This is a genomic window from Pseudonocardia petroleophila (assembly GCF_014235185.1).
Taxonomy (GTDB): domain Bacteria; phylum Actinomycetota; class Actinomycetes; order Mycobacteriales; family Pseudonocardiaceae; genus Pseudonocardia; species Pseudonocardia petroleophila.
Window position 1 is genome coordinate 2,689,497 of record NZ_CP060131.1, and the last position, 18,673, is coordinate 2,708,169.

Sequence of the window (18,673 nt, forward strand, 5' to 3'; positions counted from 1 at the left end):
CGGTCGCCGATCCCGCGACCCCGGTCGGCCGCGGGGTGGGGCGCGTCAGTCGTCGGCGTCGTCGTCGCGGGCGAGGAACGTGGACAGGCGCTCGACGGCGTCCTCGAAGGCCGGGTTGAGGTCGACGAACGCCTGGAGGCGGTCGGCCAGCCACTCGATGCTGACCGACTCGCCCTCCCGGCGCTGCACGAGCTCCTCGATGCCGCGGTCGGTGGAGTACACGGCTACAGGCCCTCGTAGGCCTCGTCGATGAGCGCGCTCTGCTCGACCTCGTGCACCTTCGACGACCCCGCGGCGGGCGCGGCCATCCGGCGCCGCGACACGCGCCGGATGCCGACCAGCCGGGGCAGCTTCTCCGGCAGGACCAGCCCGAGGAACGGCCACGCGCCCTGGTTGGCCGGCTCCTCCTGGACCCAGCGGACGTCCTCGGCGTTGGGGTAGCGCTCCAGCACGGCCGCGAGCTGGCGGTCGGCCACCGGGTAGAGCTGCTCGATGCGGACGATCGCCACACCGTCGACGCCGCGCTTCTCGCGCTGCGCCGCCAGCTCCCAGTAGATCTTGCCGCTGCACAGCAGGACGCGCCGCACGTCGCCGGCCACGCCGTCGTTGCCGCGGTAGCGGGGGTCGTCGATGACCGAGCGGAACCGGCCACCGGTGAAGTCGGAGACCGGGCTGACCACCGCGCGGTTGCGCAGCATCGACTTGGGCGTGAAGCAGATCAGCGGGCGCTGCATCCCGTCCATCGCGTGGCGGCGCAGCAGGTGGAAGTAGTTGGCGGGCTCCGACGGCACGGCGACCGTCATCGACCCCTCCGCGCACAGCGTGAGGAACCGCTCGATGCGGCCCGAGGAGTGGTCGGGGCCCTGGCCCTCGAGGCCGTGCGGCAGCAGCAGCGCGACGTCGGAGGTCTGGCCCCACTTCGCCTCGCCGGAGGAGATGAACTCGTCGATGATCGATTGCGCGCCGTTGACGAAGTCGCCGAACTGCGCCTCCCACGCCACGAACGCGCTGGGGTTGGCCACCGAGTAGCCGTACTCGAACCCGACGGCGGCGAACTCCGAGAGAGCCGAGTCGTAGGGCAGGAAGCGCTCCTGGTCGGTGCTCAGGTTGCGCAGCGGGTAGTACTCCTCGCCGGTCTTGCGGTCGATCACGACCGAGTGCCGCTGGACGAACGTGCCCCGGCGGCTGTCCTGCCCGGACAGGCGCACCAGCTTGCCGTCCATCACCAGCGCGCCCATCGCGATGAGCTCGGCGAAGGCCCAGTCGATGTCGCCCTCGCGGGACATCTTGAGCCGCTTCTCCAGCACCGGCTTGACGCGCTGGTGCACGGTGAAGCCCTCGGGCAGCTCGACGTGCGCGTCGCCGATGCGGTGCAGCACCTCCAGCGGGATCGAGGTGTCGAGGTCGGTGGGGATGGACTGCTCGTCCTCCACCGAAGGCGACGCGACGGCCGGGGTCTTCTCCAGCTCGCGGACCTCGTTGAACACGTGGTCGAGCTGGTTGGAGAAGTCCTTGAGCGCGTGCTCGGCCTCCTCCATGGAGATGTCGCCGCGGCCGATCAGCGACTCGGTGTAGATCTTGCGGACGCTGCGCTTGGCGTCGATCACGTCGTACATCGCGGGCTGCGTCATCGACGGGTCGTCGCCCTCGTTGTGGCCGCGGCGGCGGTAGCAGATCATGTCGATCACGACGTCGTTGTGCCAGCGCTCGCGGTACTCCACGGCCAGCTTGGCCACCCAGACGCAGGCCTCGGGGTCGTCGCCGTTCACGTGGAAGACCGGGGCGTCGATCATCTTCGCGACGTCGGTGCAGTACTGCGAGGACCGCGAGTGCTCCGGGGCGGTGGTGAAGCCGACCTGGTTGTTGACGACGACGTGCACGGTGCCGCCGGTGCGGTAGCCGCGCAGCTTCGCGAGGTTGAGCGTCTCCGCGACGACGCCCTGGCCGGCGAACGCCGCGTCGCCGTGCATCATCAGCGGCAGGACGGTGAAGCCGCCCTCGCCCTTGTCGAGCAGGTCCTGCTTCGCGCGGACCAGGCCCTCCAGGACGGGGTCGACGGCCTCGAGGTGCGAGGGGTTGGACGCCAGCGACACCACGGTCTCGCCGTCGCCGAACATCCGGAAGTACTTGCCCTCGGCGCCCAGGTGGTACTTCACGTCGCCGGAGCCGTGGGCCTGGCCCGGGTCGAGGTTGCCCTCGAACTCGCGGAAGATCTGGCTGATCGGCTTGCCGACGATGTTGGCGAGCACGTTGAGGCGGCCGCGGTGCGGCATGCCGACGACGACCTCGTCGAGCTCGTGCTCGGCGGCCTTGTCGAGCACGGCGTCGAGCAGCGGGATGACGGTCTCGCCGCCCTCGAGGGAGAACCGCTTCTGCCCGACGTACTTGGTCTGCAGGAACGTCTCGAACGCCTCGGCCGCGTTGAGCTTGGACAGGATGTACTTCTGCTCGGCGGCGTGCGGCTTCTGGTGCGGCACCTCGATCCGCTCCTGCAGCCAGGTGCGCTGCTCGGGGTCGGCGATGTGCATGTACTCGGTGCCGACGGTGCGGCAGTAGGAGTCGCGCAGCAGGCCCAGGACGTCGCGGAGCTTCATCCGCTCCTTGCCGCCGAAGCCGCCGACGGCGAACTCGCGGTCGAGGTCCCAGAGCGTGAGGCCGTGGCTCAGGACGTCGAGGTCGGGGTGGCGGCGCTGCCGGTAGTTCAGCGGGTCGGTGTCGGCCATCAGGTGACCGCGGGTGCGGTAGGCGTCGATCAGCTCGATGACCCGCGCGGTCTTGTCGACGGCGTCGTCGGGCAGGTCCTGCACCCAGCGGACGGGCTCGTAGGGCACCCGCAGCGCGCGGAAGATGTCGTCGTAGAAGCCCTCCTCACCGAGGAGCAGCGCGTGGATGCGGCGCAGGAAGTCGCCGGACTCGGCGCCCTGGATGATCCGGTGGTCGTACGTCGACGTCAGCGTGATGATCTTGCTGATGCCGATCTGGGCGAGTCGCTCGTCGCTGGCGCCCTGGAACTCCGCCGGGTACTCCATCGCCCCGACGCCGACGATCGTGCCCTGGCCCTGCATGAGCCGCGGCACCGAGTGGTTGGTGCCGAGCGTGCCCGGGTTGGTCAGCGAGATCGTGGTGCCGGCGAAGTCCTCGCCGGTCAGGCCGCCGCTGCGGGCCTTGTGCACGATCGCCTCGTAGGCCGACCAGAACTGGGCGAAGTTCATCGCCTCGCAGCCCTTGATCGAGACGACGACGAGCGAGCGCTGGCCGCCCTTGCCGGGCAGGTCGATCGCGAGGCCGAGGTTGACGTGCTCGGGCTGCACCACGGTGGGCTTGCCGTCGGTCTCGACGAAGTGCCGGTTCATCACCGGGAAGTCGGACAGCGCCTTGACCACGGCGAACCCGATCAGGTGCGTGAAGCTGATCTTGCCGCCGCGGGTGCGCTTGAGCTGGTTGTTGATCACGACCCGGTTGTCGGCGAGCAGCTTCGCCGGCACCGCGCGCACGCTCGTGGCCGTGGGGACGGCGAGCGAGGCGTTCATGTTCTTGACGACGGCGTTGGCGGCGCCGCGGATCGGCATGGTCTCGCCGCCGCTGTCGACCGGGGCGGCGGGCTTCGCGGCCTGCGACGACGAGCCGGCGGCCGGCTTGCTGGCGGCGGGCTCCGGCTTCTTCTCCGGCGCCTTCTTCTCCTGCGCCTTCGCGGCGGGCTTCTCCTCCGGGTCGGACCCGGTCCCCGCGGGGTCGGCCTTCGACGCGGCGCCGTTCGCGGCGGTCGGCGTCATCGCGGCGCGGTCGGCGGTGCGGCGCTCCTCGGTGGGCTCCGCCGGCTCGGCGGCGGGCGTGGGGGCCGGGCCGGGGGCCGTCGGGGGCGCGGCGGCCGCCCCGTTGGTGTTGGCGGGAGTGCCGTCCCCGGGACGGTAGTCGGCGAAGAACTCGTGCCATGCCGGGTCGACCGTGGCGGGGTCGTCGAGGAAGCGCTGGTACATCTCCTCGACGAGCCATTCGTTGGGACCGAAGTCGCTGGCCGGGTTCGAGGTACTGCTGCTGGACACGCTGAGGACCGCCTTGATCGGATCGCGTCTTCGCCGGGACTGCGTGTCAGGTTAGTCCCCGTCGCGAAGTCGGTGTATCGCGGCGGACGGACGTCCGTCACACGTCACCCACTGCGATGATCGACCGCACCCGTCCGATGCGAGGAGTCACCGATGTCCCGACCGCCGCTGCCCCCGTTCGACGCCGAGACCGCCGCCGCGAAGGTCCAGGCCGCCGAGGACGCCTGGAACACCCGCGACCCCGAGAAGGTCGCCGCCGCCTATAGCGAGGACTCGGTGTGGCGCAACCGCGACCGGTTCGTCACCGGCCGCGCCGAGATCGCCGAGTTCCTGCGCGGCAAGTGGGACCGCGAGCTCGAGTACGCGCTGCGCAAGGACCTCTGGGCCTTCGCGGGCGACCGGATCGCGGTGCGGTTCCAGTACGAGTGCCGCGACGTCGACGGGCAGTGGTGGCGCTCCTACGGCAACGAGCTGTGGGAGTTCGACGAGCAGGGGTACATGCGCCGCCGCGAGGCCAGCATCAACGACGTGCCGATCGAGGAGTCGGAGCGCCGCATCCACGGCCGCCGGCCCGACGCCGAGCGCGGGGGAGCCGAGCAGCCGCTGCGGTAGCCGCTAGTGGTCGGGGTGCTCGCCCAGCTCGCCGACCACCGCGGTGTGCACGGCCGTCTCGCCGATCAGGGTGTCGGCGGGCAGGCCGCACCGGGAGTCGATGCGGGTCGTGTCGCGCTCGCCGGCGAACTGCCCGTCGGCGATGTCGATCATCAGCTCGGTGCGGGTGCGGCCGGCGTCGTGGACGAGGACGACGCACTCGCGGCCGTCGAAGGCGGCCGTGTGGTCCTCGACGGTGACGCCGGGCAGGCCGGTGAGCGCGCGGTAGAGCGCGGCGCGCAGCTCGGCGGGCACGAGGCAGGTGCGCAGGGCGTCGACCGCCCCGCTGAACGGGGCGGCCCAGCGGCCGGGGTGGTCGGACTCCAGCCGCTCCAGCAGCGCGGCCGGGTCGCGGGGCAGGCGCTCGAGGAACTCCGGCGTCGGGACCTGCCAGCTGCCGCGGCGGCGCTCGGTGGGCTCGACGCAGCGGCCCTCGCGCTCGCGGTGGAACTCCCCGAAGGGGGCCCGGAACAGCCCGGTCGGCGCGACGTCGTGCAGCTCGAAGCCGTCCTCCTTCGCCTCGTCCAGCGAACCGGTGAGCCAGCGCTGGCGGCCGGTCAGGGACCGGTCGAGCAGCCAGTCACGCTCGGGCCGGGCCGGGATCCAGGTGCGCAGGCGGTGCTCGGTGAGGTGCTGGTGCGGGCCGAAGCTGCCCAGCCACCACGCGTCCGTCGCGACGAACCGGTACTGGTCCGGCTCCATCGGATCGTCGGACGTGGCGATGACGAGGTCGAGCAACGCACGCTCCCGCGGGTCGGTGACGAGGGCCGGTACACCACAGAGTGTGATGCGGTCACCCGACGTCACCGACACGGGCCCCCCGTCACCTACTGCAGCCACTCCTTCACCTGCGACAACACCTTCTGCGGGTCCGAGCTGATCGGGTTGACGTGCAGGTGCGTCACACCGGCCTCACGCAGCGCAGCGATGCGCTCCTTGACGAACGACGGCGGCCCGACGAGCGAGGTGTGCGCGAGGAACTCCTCGGGCAGCGACGCCGCCGCCTCCTCCTTCTTGCCGTCGAGGTAGAGGTCCTGCACGACCTTGGCCTCGTCGGCGTAGCCCTGGCGCTGGAAGACGGTGTTGTAGAAGTTCTTGCCGCGCGCGCCCATGCCGCCCAGGTACAGGGCGCTCATGTGCCGGTGGATCTGGCGGGCGCCGTCCATCATGTCGTCCTCGATGGCGAGGATGCCGCCGCCGGTGATCTGCAGCGGGCCGAGCTCGGGGGCGCGCTTGGCGGTGCCGGCGTCGAGGGCGGCGCCGAACGTCTCGCGCATCCGCTCCGGGAGCACGACGTGCGGCAGCCAGCCCTGCGCGATCTCGGCCGTCAGCTCGACGTTCTTGTCGCCCAGCGCGGCGATCCAGATCGGGATGTCGGAGCGCTTCGGGTGGTTGATCAGCTTGAGCGGCTTGCCGAGCCCGGTGCCCTGCCCCTCGGGCAGCGGGATCGTGTAGAGCCCCTCGTGCTGGACCTTCTCGCGGCGCCACACCTGCCGGCAGATCTCGACGATCTCGCGCGTGCGGGCCAGCGGCTTGTCGTAGGGCACGCCGTGGAAGCCCTCGATGACCTGCGGGCCGGACGCGCCGAGCCCGAGGATCGCGCGGCCGTTGGACAGGGCGTCGAGCCCCGCCGCCGTCATGGCGGTGAGCGTGGGGGTGCGGCTGTAGATCGGCAGGATCCCGGCGCCGATCTGGACGCGCTCGGTGCGGGCCGCGAGGTAGCCCATCAGGGAGACGGCGTCGAAGCTGTAGGCCTCGGCGACCCAGACGACGTCGAGCCCCGCCTTCTCCAGTCCGACCACCGCCTCGGCGTTGTTGATCGGGTCGTCGCCGTACTGGAGTTGAGTCGACAGCAGCATGGGGCGATGTTACCGACGGGTCACGTCACGTCCAGGGGGAGACGGGTCGCGTCACGTCGGCGCCGTCGAGGCGCAGGTCGACGTGCTCGGTGAAGAACGAGACGAGCCCGGCGAGCGCCTCGGAGCCCGGCAGCGGCTCCGGGTAGCGCCAGGCGATGTCGCGGCCGCCGGCGGCGTCGTAGCGGGCGACGCCCTTGTAGGCGCACTCGGTGACGGTGGCGCTCGGCGTCAGCAGGTCGGTGCGGACGTCCTCGGGAGGGAGGTACCAGCGCACCGGCAGCCAGGTCTCGGTGACCAGCACCGGGCGCCGGCTCTCGGCGAGGACCCTGCCCGTCCAGCGCGATCCGGACGTGCCGCGAGGACCGCCGGGCGTCGACGCGGTGGAAGGGGTCGCGGGGATGGCCGACGACCGGCTCGTCCTCCTCGGTCCAGTCCAGCGCCGTGAAGTCGACGAACACGTAGCCCGCGAGCCCGGGGTCGGCGGGGCGGAACGCGGCGCCCACGCGCTCGGTGCCGCCGAGGCGGATCGTCAGGGGCTCGCCGTCGCTGGTGTGCACGCCGAAGCCGGTGTCGGGCGTCAGCACCGTCCGGCCCCCGGGGCCCAGCGGCTGGGCTCCCGGACCGTGGCGGGGCCCGTCGCCGCCGGGCAGGAGCTCGGCCAGCACGTCCGCGTCGGGCACGGCGTACTGCGGCACCACCCGTCCGGGCTCCCAGACGAGCAGGGCCCCGGTCGTGTCGAGGGCCGGCACACCGTCGAGGGCGGCCCGCAGCCGCACCGGGGTGGGCTCGAACCGCAGCTCGTCGAAGGACCCCGCCACGTGCTCCGCCATCCGCACCGCCATGGGACGACTGTCCTCCGCCGCGCAACCCCCCGGCGCGCACACGGTGCCCGTGTGCGGGTCCCGCGGCCCGTGTGCGAGCCCGGGTGCGGAGGCCCGGGTAGGGTCCCGCCCGTGGGGTTCCGGGTCGTGCCCGCCGCGTACGTGCTGCTGATCGACGCCGAGGAGCGCGTCCTGCTGCAGCTGCGCCAGGGCACCGGCTACCGCGACGGCTTCTGGGCCGCTGCGGCCGCGGGGCACGTCGAGGCCGACGAGCCGGTGTTCGCGGCGGCGTGCCGGGAGGCCGTCGAGGAGCTGGGGATCGTGGTCGAGCAGCGCGACCTCGTCCCCCTGACGACCATGCACCGCACGCACGCCAACGGCCTGGAGATCGACGAGCGGGTCGACTTCTTCTTCGCCTGCCGCCGCTGGAGCGGCGAGCCGCGCACGATGGAGCCCGAGCGGAGCGCCGGGCTGGGCTGGTACCCGCTCAACGCCCTGCCCGACCCCGTCGTCCCGCACGAGCTGTTCGTCCTCGACGGACTGCGCCGCGGCGACCTGCCGGTGATCACCGCCTTCGGCTTCGCGGCCTGACGGGGTGACGGCGTGGCCGCCGGGCGTCAGACCACCTGCCGGTCCTTGCCCTCCCAGTACGGCTTGCGCAGGTCCTTCTTGAGGATCTTGCCGGTGGGGTTGCGGGGCAGCTCGTCGAGGACGTCGACGGACCGGGGGCACTTGAAGGACGCCAGGTGCTCGCGGCACCAGGCGAGCAGAGCCTCCTCGTCGATCTCCGCGCCCGGCGCCGCGACGACGACCGCCTTGGGCGTCTCGCCCCAGCGCTCGTCGGGCACGCCGATCACGGCGACGTCGCCGACGCTGGGGTGCTCGGCCAGCACGCGCTCGATCTCGGCCGGGTAGATGTTCTCCCCGCCGCTGATGATCATGTCCTTGATCCGGTCGGTGACGTAGACGTAGCCGTCGGCGTCGACGTGCCCGCCGTCGCCGGAGCGCAGCCAGCCGTCCTCGGTGATCGCCTCGGCGGTGGCATCGGGCCTGCCCCAGTACCCGCCCATCACCTGGGCCGAGCGGACCCAGATCTCGCCGGGCTCGCCCGTCGGCACCGGGTCGCCGGTGGCGGGGTCGCGGATCTCGATCTCGACGCCGTGGATCGGCGTGCCCGCGGAGATCAGCCGGTGCTCCTTCGACGGGTCGGAGTGGTCCTCCGGCCCCAGCGAGCTGACGACGCCGCACTGCTCGGTCATGCCGTAGACCTGGTGCATGACGTCCGGGAAGAGCTTGAGGCAGCCGCGCATGACCGGCAGCGGCATCGGCGACGCGCCGTAGGACAGGGCCTTCACCGAGGAGTAGTCGCGGTCGGCCGCCCCGGGCACCTGCAGCATCGCGCCCATCAGCGCGGGCACGTAGAAGGTGTGGGTGATCCGCTCGCGCTCCAGCATCTCCAGCGCCGCGGCCGGGTCGGGCAGCCGCATCATGTGGATGTGCGCGCCCGCGGTGATCGCGAGCAGCGCGTAGCTCGTGCCGCCGACGTGGAACAGCGGCATCGCGACCTGCACGCGCGAGTCGGCGTCGACCGCGAAGTCGGCCATCACGTTCGTCGAGTGGGCGGCCATCCCGCTGTGGGTCAGCATCGCGCCCTTGGGGAAGCCGGTGGTGCCCGAGGTGTAGAGCTGCACGAAGCAGTCGCCGGGCTCCGACGGGTGCACGACGGGGTCGGGCTCGTGCGCGGCGATCCACGCCTCGTACTCGTCGCCGTCGCCGCCGACGTGGACGACCTGCTCCACCGTCGGCAGCTTGTCGCGGACCTGCGCGACCGCGCCCGCGAACTCCGGGCCGACGAACAGGATCCGGGCCTTCGAGTCGTTGACGACGTACACGATCTCGGGCGGCGCGAGCCGGAAGTTGACCACCGCGTTGGCCGTGCCGACCTGCGCGCAGGCGAGCGTCAGCTCGACGCACGACGGGTGGTTGAGGTCGAGCACGGCCACCCGGTCGCCGGGCCGCAGGCCGGCCGCGCGCTGGGCGGCGGCGTTCTGCCGGATCCGCCGCGCGAACTCCGCCCAGGTGCGGGTCGTGCCGGCGAAGGTGATGGCGGGCGCGTCGGGGCGCACGGTCTCCCAGTGGCCCACGATCGCGGTGAAGTCGGCGGCCCCGGTCGAGAGATCGAGCGTGGTCATGCGGTCCTCCCTGTGGTCCCGCGGCGCGCCCGCGAGCGTGCGGATCCTAGCGATCCGGACATCCGGGGAGAAGGCGTTGACGTATAGGGCGCGACGGTGTTGCGTGCGACCCACACGATCCGCGAAGGAGAGCGATGACGCTCGATGCACAGGCCAGGGGACTGCTCGACGCGATGGCGGCGCAGGGGGCCAAGGACTTCTCCGAGATGACCGTGGCGGAGGCCCGCGAGATGGGCCTCGCGTTCATCGACCTCCAGGGCGAGCCCGAGCAGGTCGCCGACGTCGCCGACCGCACGGTTCCCGGCCCCGCGGGCGAGGTCCCCGTGCGGGTCTACCGGCCCGCGGGCGACGGCCCCAAGCCGGTGATCGTGTACTTCCACGGCGGCGGCTGGGTCATCGGCTCGATCGAGGTGGCCGACAAGCCGTGCCGCACGCTGGCGAACACCGTCGACGCCGTGGTGGTGTCGGTGGGCTACCGCAAGGGCCCCGAGGACCTCTACCCGGCCGCGCCGGAGGACTGCTACGCCGCCACCGCGTGGGTGGCCGAGCACGCGGCCGAGCTGGGCGCCGACCCGGCGCGGCTCGTCGTGTCCGGTGACAGCGCGGGCGGCAACCTCGCCGCGGTCGTCACGCTGATGGCGCGCGACCGGGGCGGCCCCGCGATCGCCCACCAGCTGCTCATCTACCCGGCGGTCGACGCGGGCGGGGAGTACGCCTCGCGCGTCGAGAACGGCGAGGGGTACCTGCTCACGAAGAGCGCGATGGACTGGTTCTACGCCCACTACCTCGCCGGGCCCGCCCAGGTGGAGGACCCGTACGTCTCGCCGCTGCGGGCGGACAGCCACACCGGCCTCCCGCCCGCCACGGTGATCACCGCAGGCTACGACCCGCTGCGCGACGAGGGCGACGCCTACGCCGCCGCCCTCACCGCGGCCGGCGTGCCGGTGACGCACCTGCGGAACCCGTCGATGATCCACGGGTTCTGGTGGCTGCTGGGCGCCGTCGGGCACACCCGCGCCTCCTACGACGAGGCGGGGGCCGCGCTCCGCGCCGCGCTCGGGAGCTGATCGGGCAGGATCGGTGCCGTGACTTCTCGGCGGGGGGACGACGGCAGCGGGCGGATCACCGTGCACGGGCTGACGAAGCGGTTCGGGCCGGTGAGCGCCGTCGAGGACCTGTCCTTCGCGGTGGAGCGCGGCACCGTCACCGGCTTCCTGGGCCCGAACGGGTCGGGCAAGACCACGACGCTGCGGATGCTGCTCGGGCTCGTCACGCCCACCGCGGGGGAGGCCCGGATCAGCGGGTCGCGCTTCGGTGAGCTGCCGTACCCGGCCCGGGTCGTCGGGGCGGTGCTGGAGGCGCAGGGCTTCCACCCGGCGCGCACCGCGCGGGCCCACCTCGCGGCGTGCGCGGCCGCGATCCGGGTGCCGGACGTCGCGGTCGGGCACGTGCTGACGGCCGTAGGCCTCGACACGGCGGCGACCCGGCCGGTCGGCGGGTTCTCGCTGGGCATGAAGCAGCGCCTCGCGCTGGCGACCGCGCTGCTCGGCGACCCGCAGGTCCTCGTGCTCGACGAGCCGGCCAACGGGCTCGACCCGGAGGGCATCGCCTGGCTGCGCGCGTTCGTCCGCGGGTTCGCGGCGCAGGGGCGCACCGTGCTGGTGTCGAGCCACGTCCTCGCGGAGGTGGAGCAGACCGTCGACCACGTCGTCGTGATCAGTCGGGGACGGTGCGTGCACCAGGGCCCGCTCGCGCGGCTGCGCGGCCGCCCGCGGGTGCTGGTCGCCTGCCCGGACCCCGCCCGGTTGGCCGAGGCGCTGACGAAGGCGGGGCTCGGCGAGATCGAGTCGCGGCGCGACGGGCGGCTCGCCGTCACCGGGGCCGACCCGGCGCGCGTCGGGGACGTCGCGCTGGCCGCTGGCGTCGCGGTGCACGGCCTGGAGGCCGAGCGCGTCGATCTCGAGCAGCTCTACTTCGGCCTGACGGCGGGTGCGCGGTGATCGCGTCGCTGCTCCGCTCGGAGCTCCGCAAGACGACGTCCACGAAGCTGTGGTGGGGGCTGCTGGTCCCAATCGCCGCGCTGGCGCTGCTGGTCAACCTGTTCGGCGGGGTGTTCACCCTCGCGCTGGGCGCGGGCCCCGACGCCGAGGACCGCCTCCCGCTGCTGCTCGCCTCGCTGGCCTACTCCCTGGCGCTGACGGCCACGTTCTCCGCCGTGCACGGGGCGATCGCGACGGCGGGGGAGTTCCGGCACCGCACGATCACCACGACCTACCTCACCGCGCCCGGCCGCGGCGCCGTCCTCGCCGCGAAGACGCTGGTGGCGGCGGGGGTCGGCGTCGTCTACGCGGCGACGACGGCGGTGGTCGGCGTCGTCGGCGGGCTGATCGGGCAGGAGAGCACGCAGTTCCCGGAGGCGGGCGCGCTGCTCGGCGTCGTCGGGATCGGGGCGGCGGTGTGCGCGCTGTGGGGGGCCTTCGGCGCGGCGCTGGGCACAGTGCTGACCAACCAGGTCACCGTGCTCGTGCTGCTGCTGGTCTACGTGCTGCTCGGGGAACCGCTGCTGTCGCTGCTGCTCACCGCGGACGACTCGCCCGCTGTGGCCGGGATCAGCGCGTACCTGCCCGTCAACGCGGGGGAGGTGGCGCTCTACGACGTGCCGGCCCGGGTGCTCGTCGGCCCCGCCGACGGCACCGACCTGCTCGGGCTGGCGGCCGGGGTGTCCGGGCCGCCGCCGTGGTGGGGCGGGCTGCTGATCCTCGTCGGGTGGACGGCGGTCGGGGCGGCGCTGGGCGGGTGGCTCGGGACCCGGCGCGACATCACCTGAGCTGAGCGGCGCCCCCCGGGACTGCAGCATGGCCACCTTCACGCGACGACGTGGCGTGAAGGTGGCCATGCTGCAACGGCGGGGCGCGAGTCCCGGCCGCGACGTAGCGTGGTCCGGTGCCCGAGAACGCTCCCCCCACCGGCTGGATCCGCCGGCTCACCGGCGCCTGCCTGCGCCACCGCGGCGTCGCGATCGGCGCGCTCGTCGCATCCGCCCTCGGCGTCAGCCTGGAGGCGGTCGGCCCGCTCCTGACGCGCGTCGCCGTCGACGACGCCGTGGCCGGGTCCACGGCCGTGCTCGGCACCGTCGTGGCCGCGATCGCCGGGCTGGCGCTGGTGCGGTTCGCGGCGTCGTTCCTGCGCCGGTTCCTGGCCGGGCGCCTCGCGCTCGACGTGCAGCACGACCTGCGCCGCCAGGTGTTCGCCGCGGTCCAGCGCCTCGACGGGCAGCGCCAGGACGCCATGCGCACCGGGCAGGTCGTGTCGCGCTCGATCACCGACCTGCAGCTCGTGCAGTCGCTGCTGTCGATGGTGCCGCTGGCGCTGGGGTCGGTGGTGCTCGTCGTCGCGTCGATGGCGGCGATGCTGTGGCTCTCGCCGCTGCTCACGCTCGTCGCGCTGATCCTGCTGCCGGTCGCCGGGTTCGTCACCGCGCGGGCGAGGGCGTCGCTGTTCCCGGCGACGTGGTCGGCGCAGCAGCGCGCGGCCGACGTCGCGCAGCAGGTGGAGGAGACCGTCACCGGCGTCCGCGTGGTGAAGGGGTTCGGGCAGGAGACGCGCGAGGTCGGGGCGCTGGAGGGCCGCGCCCGCACGCTCTACGCCGAGCGCATGCGCGCCGCCCGCCTCACCGCGCGGCTCAACCCGACGCTGCTCGCGCTGCCGACGCTCGGCCAGGTCGGCGTCATCGGGCTCGGCGGGTACCTGGCGCTGACCGGTTCGATCACGCTGGGCACCTTCCTCGCGTTCACGACGTACGTGGCCGGGCTCGTCGGGCCCGCGCGGCTGCTCGGGTCGCTCGTCGTGAGCGCGCAGCTCGCGCGTGCGGGCGTCGAGCGGGTGTACGACCTGGTCGACTCGCAGCCCGACGTCACCGACCCGCCCGTTCCGGCGACGCTGCCCGACGGGCCGCTGTCGGTGGAGCTCGACGGCGTGCGGTTCGGCTACTCCCGCAAGGAACCCGTCCTCGACGGGGTCTCGCTGACCGTCGCGCCGGGCGAGACGCTCGCGCTCGTCGGCACCGCAGGCTCCGGCAAGTCGACGGTGGCGCTGCTGCTCCCGCGCTTCTACGACCCGCAGGACGGACAGCTGCGCCTGGGCGGCGTGCCGCTGCCCGACCTGCGGCTGGCCGACCTGCGCCGCGAGCTCGGCGTGGTGTTCGAGGAGGCGTTCCTGTTCTCCGACACCGTGCGCGCCAACATCGCCTACGGCTGCCCCGACGCCTCCGACGACGAGGTCCGCGCCGCGGCGGAGGCGGCGCAGGTGCACGAGTTCGTCGAACGCCTGCCCGACGGCTACGCCACGATGGTCGGCGAGCGCGGTCTGACCCTGTCCGGCGGGCAGCGCCAGCGGATCGCCCTGGCCCGCGCGGTGCTCACCGACCCCCGCGTCCTCGTGCTCGACGACGCCACCTCGGCCGTCGACAGCGCCACCGAGGCCGCCATCCACGACACCCTGCGCACGCTGACGGCCGGGCGCACGACCCTGCTCGTCGCGCACCGCCGCTCCACCCTCGCCCTCGCCGACCGGATCGCCGTGCTCGACGCGGGGCGGGTCGTCGACGTCGGGACCGAGGCCGAGCTGACGGCCCGCTGCGGGCTGTTCCGCGAGCTGCTCGCCGTCGACGACGCCCCGGCGCCGGTGGCGGCGTCGACCGGACCGGGCGGGACCACCCCGGAGCTGTGGCCCGCGCCGGAGAGCGTCCCGGGGTCGGACGCGGCGCTGCGGGTCGCCGTCGCCGCCTCGGGGGTCCCGACCGGGCGGCCGTCGGGCGTCGGGGGGCCGTCGGCGATGGCCGGGGCGATGCCCGTCACCGCGGCGCTGGCCGCGTCCGTCGCCGCGCTCCCGCCCGCCGCGGAGCAGCCGCGCCTGGGCGACGAGGAGCCCACCGCGCCCGACCCCGGCTTCCGGCTGGCCCGGCTGCTGCGGCCGGTCCGCTGGCTGATCGTGGCGACGATCGGGCTCGTCTCGGTCGACGCCCTCACCACGCTCGCGTTCCCGACCGTCGCCCGCCTCGCCGTCGACGGCGGGATCACCGCGGGCTCCACCACGACGCTATGGACGGCGACGCTGCTCGGCGTCGGGGTGGTGGCGGTGGGCTGGCTGGTCGTCGCGCTGCAGACCGTCACCACCGCGCGGGCCGGGGAGAGCCTGCTCTACCTGCTGCGCGTGCGCAGCTACGCGCACCTGCAGCGGCTCGGGCTCGACTTCTACGAGCGCGAGGTCTCCGGCCGGATCATGACGCGGATGACCACCGACGTCGACGCGCTGTCGGTGTTCCTGCAGACCGGGCTCGCGCAGGCCGTGGTCAGCCTGCTCACCGTCGTCGGGGTGGCGGTGGCGCTGCTGCTCACCGACGCCGCGCTCGCCGTCGTCGCGCTCGCGGTGCTGCCGGTGCTGATCCTCGCGACGGTGATCTTCCGGCGGCTGTCGTCGCGGGCGTACGCGGAGGCGCGGGAGAAGGTCGGCGCGGTCAACGCCGACATGCAGGAGAACGTCTCCGGCGTGCGCATCGCGCAGGCCTACGTCCGGGAGGAGCGCAGCGCCGCCGCCTTCTCCGACCGCAGCGAGGCCTACCGCCGCACCCGGATGCGCGCCCAGCGCTACATCGCGACCTACTTCCCGTTCGTCGCGCTGCTCTCGGACGTCTCGCAGGTCGCGGTGCTCGGCGTCGGGGCCGCGCGGGTGGCGGCAGGCGACCTCACCCCGGGCGTGCTCACCGCGTTCCTGCTCTACCTGGGCCTGTTCTTCGCCCCGGTGCAGCAGCTCTCGCAGGTGTTCGACGCCTACCAGCAGGCGCGCGTCGGGCTGACCCGGATCGCCGACCTGCTGCGCACCCCGACCTCGGAGGCCCCGGCCGTCGACCCGGTCCCGGTGCCCGCCCGGCTGCGCGGCGAGGTCGAGCTGCGCGACCTGTGCTTCGCCTACCCCGGTGCCCCGGCGCCGGCCCTGGACCACGTGTCGCTGCGCGTCGCGCCCGGCGAGACGGTCGCGCTGGTGGGCGCGACGGGTGCGGGCAAGTCGACGCTGGTCAAGCTGCTGGCCCGGTTCTACGAGGCCGGGTCGGGCGCGGTGCTGGTCGACGGCGTCGACGTGCGGCGGTTCGCCCTGGCCGACTACCGGCACCGGCTCGGGATCGTGCCGCAGGAGCCGCACCTGTTCACCGGCGACGTCGCCGCCAACATCGCCTACGGCCGCCCGTCGGCGACGCCGGCGGAGATCGAGGCGGCGGCGCGAGCGGTCGGGGCGCTGGACCTGGTGCGCACGCTGTCCGGCGGGTTCCGGCACCCGGTCGGGGAGCGCGGCCAGGGCCTCTCGGCGGGGCAGCGCCAGCTCATCGCGCTGGCGCGGGCGGAGCTGGTCGACCCCGACCTGCTGCTGTTCGACGAGGCCACCGCCGCGCTGGACCCCGCCACCGAGGCCGCCGTCCTCGCGGCGGGGGACCGGGTCGTGTCGCGGCGCACCGCGTTCGTCGTGGCCCACCGCCTCGCCACCGCCGCCCGCGCCGACCGGATCGTGGTGCTCGAGGGCGGCCGGATCGTGGAGGAGGGCCCGCACGCCGAGCTGCTCGCGGCGGGCGGCCCCTACGCCCGCCTGTGGCGGGCGGGAGAGCTGGAACCCGCCGCCTGACCCCCTCGCGGGTCCCGGGATCGCGCGCGTGAGTCGCCGGGGTTCGGGGCGGCCGGACCCTCGCACCGGCGCACCACCGGCAGGACGACCGGTCCGCTGCGGGCCGGATCGGTCTGCCACCGGCCCCGTGCAGGACGACCGACCGGCCGGGCGTCGGCGGCACACTCGCCGGGCGGCGGCGGCATACTCGCCGGGGTGAGCGGCAAACTCGCCGGGTCTGCCCGAAATCGGGCACGGGTTTGGCGTTCGCCCGCGCATCCGGCACCATCTGACGGGTGCCCGGCCCGTACGACGACCTCGTCGACCATCTCGTACGCAGCTCACCGTTGAGCGCGAGCGAGGCGACGCGGGTGGTCGCCGAGGTCGTGGCCTACTTCGCGGAGCCGGTGCAGGACTACGTCCGCCGCCGGCACACCGAGCTCCGGAACCGCGGATGGCACAACGACCGGATCTTCGCGGCGCTCGGCACCGAGCTGGCCACGCGGCGGGTGGCCCCGCCCGCGCTGTCGGCCCGGCAGCTGCGCCGACTCGTGTACGGCTAGAGAACAGGACACGCCCATGTGCGGAATCGTCGGGTACGTCGGGCCGCAGGACGCGGCCCCGATCCTCGTGGAGGGTCTGGGCCGGCTGGAGTACCGCGGCTACGACTCCGCGGGCCTCGCCGTGATGACGAAGGCCGGGCTGAAGGTGCGCAAGGTGAGCGGCCGGGTCGCGGCGCTGGCCGCCGACCTGCCCGCCCGATTCAAGGGCGCCCCCGGCATCGGGCACACCCGCTGGGCCACCCACGGCGGCCCGACGCCGGAGAACGCCCACCCGCACACCGACGGCAGCGGCCGCATCGCGGTGGTGCACAACGGCATCATCGAGAACGCCGAGGAGCTGCGCGCGAAGCTCACCGCCGACGGCGTGGAGTTCGTCAGCCAGACCGACACCGAGTGCGTCGCGCACCTGGTCGCCGCCGCGTTCACCGCGGGCGCGGGCGACCTGGAGCAGGCCGTGCGCTGGGCCCTGCGGCAGGTGGTCGGCGCGTACGGCCTCGCCGTCGTCGACGCCGAGCACCCCGACCGGATCGTCGTCGCCCGCAACGGCAGCCCGGTGCTGCTCGGCGTCGGGGAGAAGGAGATGTTCGTGGCGTCCGACGTCGCGGCGCTCGTCGGCTACACCCGCCAGGTCGTCTACCTCGACGACGGCGAGCTCGCCAGCCTCACCGCGGGCGGCTACCGCACCTTCACCCTCGACGACACGTCGACGGCGAAGAGCCCGTCCACGATCGACTGGGACGTCGTCGGCGCCGAGATCGGCGACCACGCGCACTTCCTGATCAAGGAGATCGAGGAGCAGCCCGCGACGATCACCCGCGCGCTGGCCGGCCGCCTCGACGAGCGCTTCTCCACCGCGCACCTCGGCGGGCTCAACCTCAGCGTCCGCGAGGCCCGGGAGTTCCGCCGGGTGAAGATCCTCGGCTGCGGCAGCGCCTGCTACGCGGGTGACCTGGGCGCCCAGCTCATCGAGGACCTCGCCCGGCTGCCCGCCACGAGCGAGGCGGCCAGCGAGTTCCGCTACCGCAACCCGGTCGTCGAGCCCGACACGCTCTACGTCGCGGTCAGCCAGTCCGGCGAGACCGTCGACACCCTCGCCGCGGTGCAGGAGCTGCAGCGCAAGGGCGGCCGCGTCATCGGCATCATCAACGTGGTCGGCTCGACGATCGCGCGCCAGGTCGACGGCGGCATCTACCTGCACGCCGGCGCGGAGATGTCGGTGGCCGCCACGAAGTCGTTCACCTCGACGGTCACCGCGTTCGCCCTGCTCGCGCTGCACCTGGGCCGCATCCGCGACCTCTCGCCGACCGACGGCACCCGGATCATCAACGGCCTCGCCGCGCTGCCCGAGCAGGTCCGCGAGATCCTCAAGCTCTCCGACGAGATCGCCGAGGTGGCCCGGGAGATCGCGCCGAGCCCCAGCATGATGTTCGTCGGGCGCCGCCGCGGCTGGCCGGTGGCGCGCGAGGGGGCGCAGAAGCTCAAGGAGATCTCCTACATCCACGCGGAGGCGTACCCCTCGGCCGAGCTCAAGCACGGCCCGCTCGCGCTGATCAGCCCGGAGATGCCGACGGTCGCGATCGTCCCCGACGACGACCTGCTCGACAAGAACACCTCCACGCTCTCGGAGATCAAGGCCCGCAGCGGCCCGGTCATCGCGCTCGCGCACCGGCAGCTGCCGGCGGAGCTGGCCGACCGCACCATCGTGATCCCGCGCAACGAGCCGGAGCTCGACCCGATCCTGCTCTCGATCCCGCTGCAGCTGCTGGCCTACCACGCCGCGGTGGCCCTGGAGCGCGACGTCGACAAGCCGCGCAACCTGGCGAAGTCGGTCACGGTCGAGTGACCCGTGAGCGGATACGGCTGCCCGGGCAGCCGTATCCGCTCACGGGCGCC

The 18,673-nt window shown here is 73.6% G+C and carries 14 protein-coding genes; 8 read left to right on the top strand and 6 right to left on the bottom strand.

Annotated features, from left to right (window positions below; all coding sequences use genetic code 11):
- Nucleotides 1-45: 45 nt before the first annotated feature.
- Together H6H00_RS13595 and H6H00_RS13600 are read right to left on the bottom strand one after the other, a co-directional pair.
- Nucleotides 46-222 (bottom strand): DUF6104 family protein, encoded by a 177-nt coding sequence (locus tag H6H00_RS13595; protein WP_185721617.1) that lies wholly within the window; start codon nucleotides 220-222, stop codon nucleotides 46-48.
- Between the two features lie 2 nt (nucleotides 223-224).
- Nucleotides 225-3,977 (bottom strand): multifunctional oxoglutarate decarboxylase/oxoglutarate dehydrogenase thiamine pyrophosphate-binding subunit/dihydrolipoyllysine-residue succinyltransferase subunit, encoded by a 3,753-nt coding sequence (locus tag H6H00_RS13600; RefSeq protein ID WP_379539761.1) that lies wholly within the window; start codon nucleotides 3,975-3,977, stop codon nucleotides 225-227.
- Between the two features lie 219 nt (nucleotides 3,978-4,196).
- On the opposite strand from H6H00_RS13600, the gene H6H00_RS13605 reads away from it, so the two are divergent.
- Complete coding sequence (locus H6H00_RS13605; RefSeq protein ID WP_185721619.1) at nucleotides 4,197-4,655, top strand: nuclear transport factor 2 family protein; 459 nt, start codon at nucleotides 4,197-4,199, stop codon at nucleotides 4,653-4,655.
- Nucleotides 4,656-4,658: 3 nt separating this feature from the next.
- Here the strand turns inward: H6H00_RS13605 and H6H00_RS13610 are convergent, their stop codons facing one another.
- The 3 genes from H6H00_RS13610 to H6H00_RS31850 all read right to left on the bottom strand — a co-directional run bounded on the left by H6H00_RS13610 (nucleotide 4,659) and on the right by H6H00_RS31850 (nucleotide 6,854).
- On the bottom strand, nucleotides 4,659-5,432 hold the full coding sequence (locus tag H6H00_RS13610) for a hypothetical protein (protein ID WP_185721620.1): 774 nt from the start codon (nucleotides 5,430-5,432) through the stop codon (nucleotides 4,659-4,661).
- 89 nt (nucleotides 5,433-5,521) lie between these two features.
- Nucleotides 5,522-6,553 carry an LLM class F420-dependent oxidoreductase gene (locus tag H6H00_RS13615; RefSeq protein WP_185721621.1) on the bottom strand — a complete coding sequence of 344 codons (1,032 nt, stop codon included), beginning with the start codon at nucleotides 6,551-6,553 and terminating at the stop codon, nucleotides 5,522-5,524.
- Between the two features lie 25 nt (nucleotides 6,554-6,578).
- Nucleotides 6,579-6,854 carry a DUF427 domain-containing protein gene (locus tag H6H00_RS31850; protein WP_221775868.1) on the bottom strand — a complete coding sequence of 92 codons (276 nt, stop codon included), beginning with the start codon at nucleotides 6,852-6,854 and terminating at the stop codon, nucleotides 6,579-6,581.
- A gap of 652 nt (nucleotides 6,855-7,506) precedes the next feature.
- On the opposite strand from H6H00_RS31850, the gene H6H00_RS32285 reads away from it, so the two are divergent.
- Nucleotides 7,507-7,965 (top strand): NUDIX domain-containing protein, encoded by a 459-nt coding sequence (locus H6H00_RS32285; RefSeq protein ID WP_185721622.1) that lies wholly within the window; start codon nucleotides 7,507-7,509, stop codon nucleotides 7,963-7,965.
- Between the two features lie 26 nt (nucleotides 7,966-7,991).
- Here H6H00_RS32285 and H6H00_RS13630 read toward each other — a convergent pair whose 3' ends face one another.
- Nucleotides 7,992-9,566, bottom strand: coding sequence for a long-chain-fatty-acid--CoA ligase (locus H6H00_RS13630; RefSeq protein ID WP_185721623.1), 1,575 nt, complete (start codon nucleotides 9,564-9,566; stop codon nucleotides 7,992-7,994).
- A gap of 134 nt (nucleotides 9,567-9,700) precedes the next feature.
- On the opposite strand from H6H00_RS13630, the gene lipP1 reads away from it, so the two are divergent.
- From lipP1 to glmS, 6 genes are all read left to right on the top strand, one after another.
- Nucleotides 9,701-10,633, top strand: a complete 933-nt coding sequence (gene lipP1, locus H6H00_RS13635) for a LipP1 family hormone-sensitive lipase (protein ID WP_185721624.1) — start codon at nucleotides 9,701-9,703, stop codon at nucleotides 10,631-10,633.
- Nucleotides 10,634-10,651: 18 nt separating this feature from the next.
- Nucleotides 10,652-11,566: an ATP-binding cassette domain-containing protein gene (locus tag H6H00_RS13640; RefSeq protein WP_185721625.1), complete on the top strand. Its 915-nt coding sequence runs from the start codon at nucleotides 10,652-10,654 to the stop codon at nucleotides 11,564-11,566.
- Nucleotides 11,563-12,393, top strand: coding sequence for a hypothetical protein (locus H6H00_RS13645; protein WP_185721626.1), 831 nt, complete (start codon nucleotides 11,563-11,565; stop codon nucleotides 12,391-12,393). Before H6H00_RS13640 ends, H6H00_RS13645 begins: the two co-directional genes overlap by 4 nt.
- Nucleotides 12,394-12,509: 116 nt before the next feature.
- Nucleotides 12,510-16,238, top strand: coding sequence for an ABC transporter ATP-binding protein (locus H6H00_RS13650; RefSeq protein WP_185721627.1), 3,729 nt, complete (start codon nucleotides 12,510-12,512; stop codon nucleotides 16,236-16,238).
- 275 nt (nucleotides 16,239-16,513) lie between these two features.
- The gene (locus tag H6H00_RS13655) at nucleotides 16,514-16,780 is read left to right on the top strand and encodes a hypothetical protein (protein ID WP_185721628.1); all 267 of its coding nucleotides are present in this window, start codon (nucleotides 16,514-16,516) and stop codon (nucleotides 16,778-16,780) included.
- 16 nt (nucleotides 16,781-16,796) lie between these two features.
- On the top strand, nucleotides 16,797-18,623 hold the full coding sequence (glmS, locus tag H6H00_RS13660) for a glutamine--fructose-6-phosphate transaminase (isomerizing) (RefSeq protein WP_185721629.1): 1,827 nt from the start codon (nucleotides 16,797-16,799) through the stop codon (nucleotides 18,621-18,623).
- The last annotated feature ends 50 nt before the right edge of the window (nucleotides 18,624-18,673 follow it).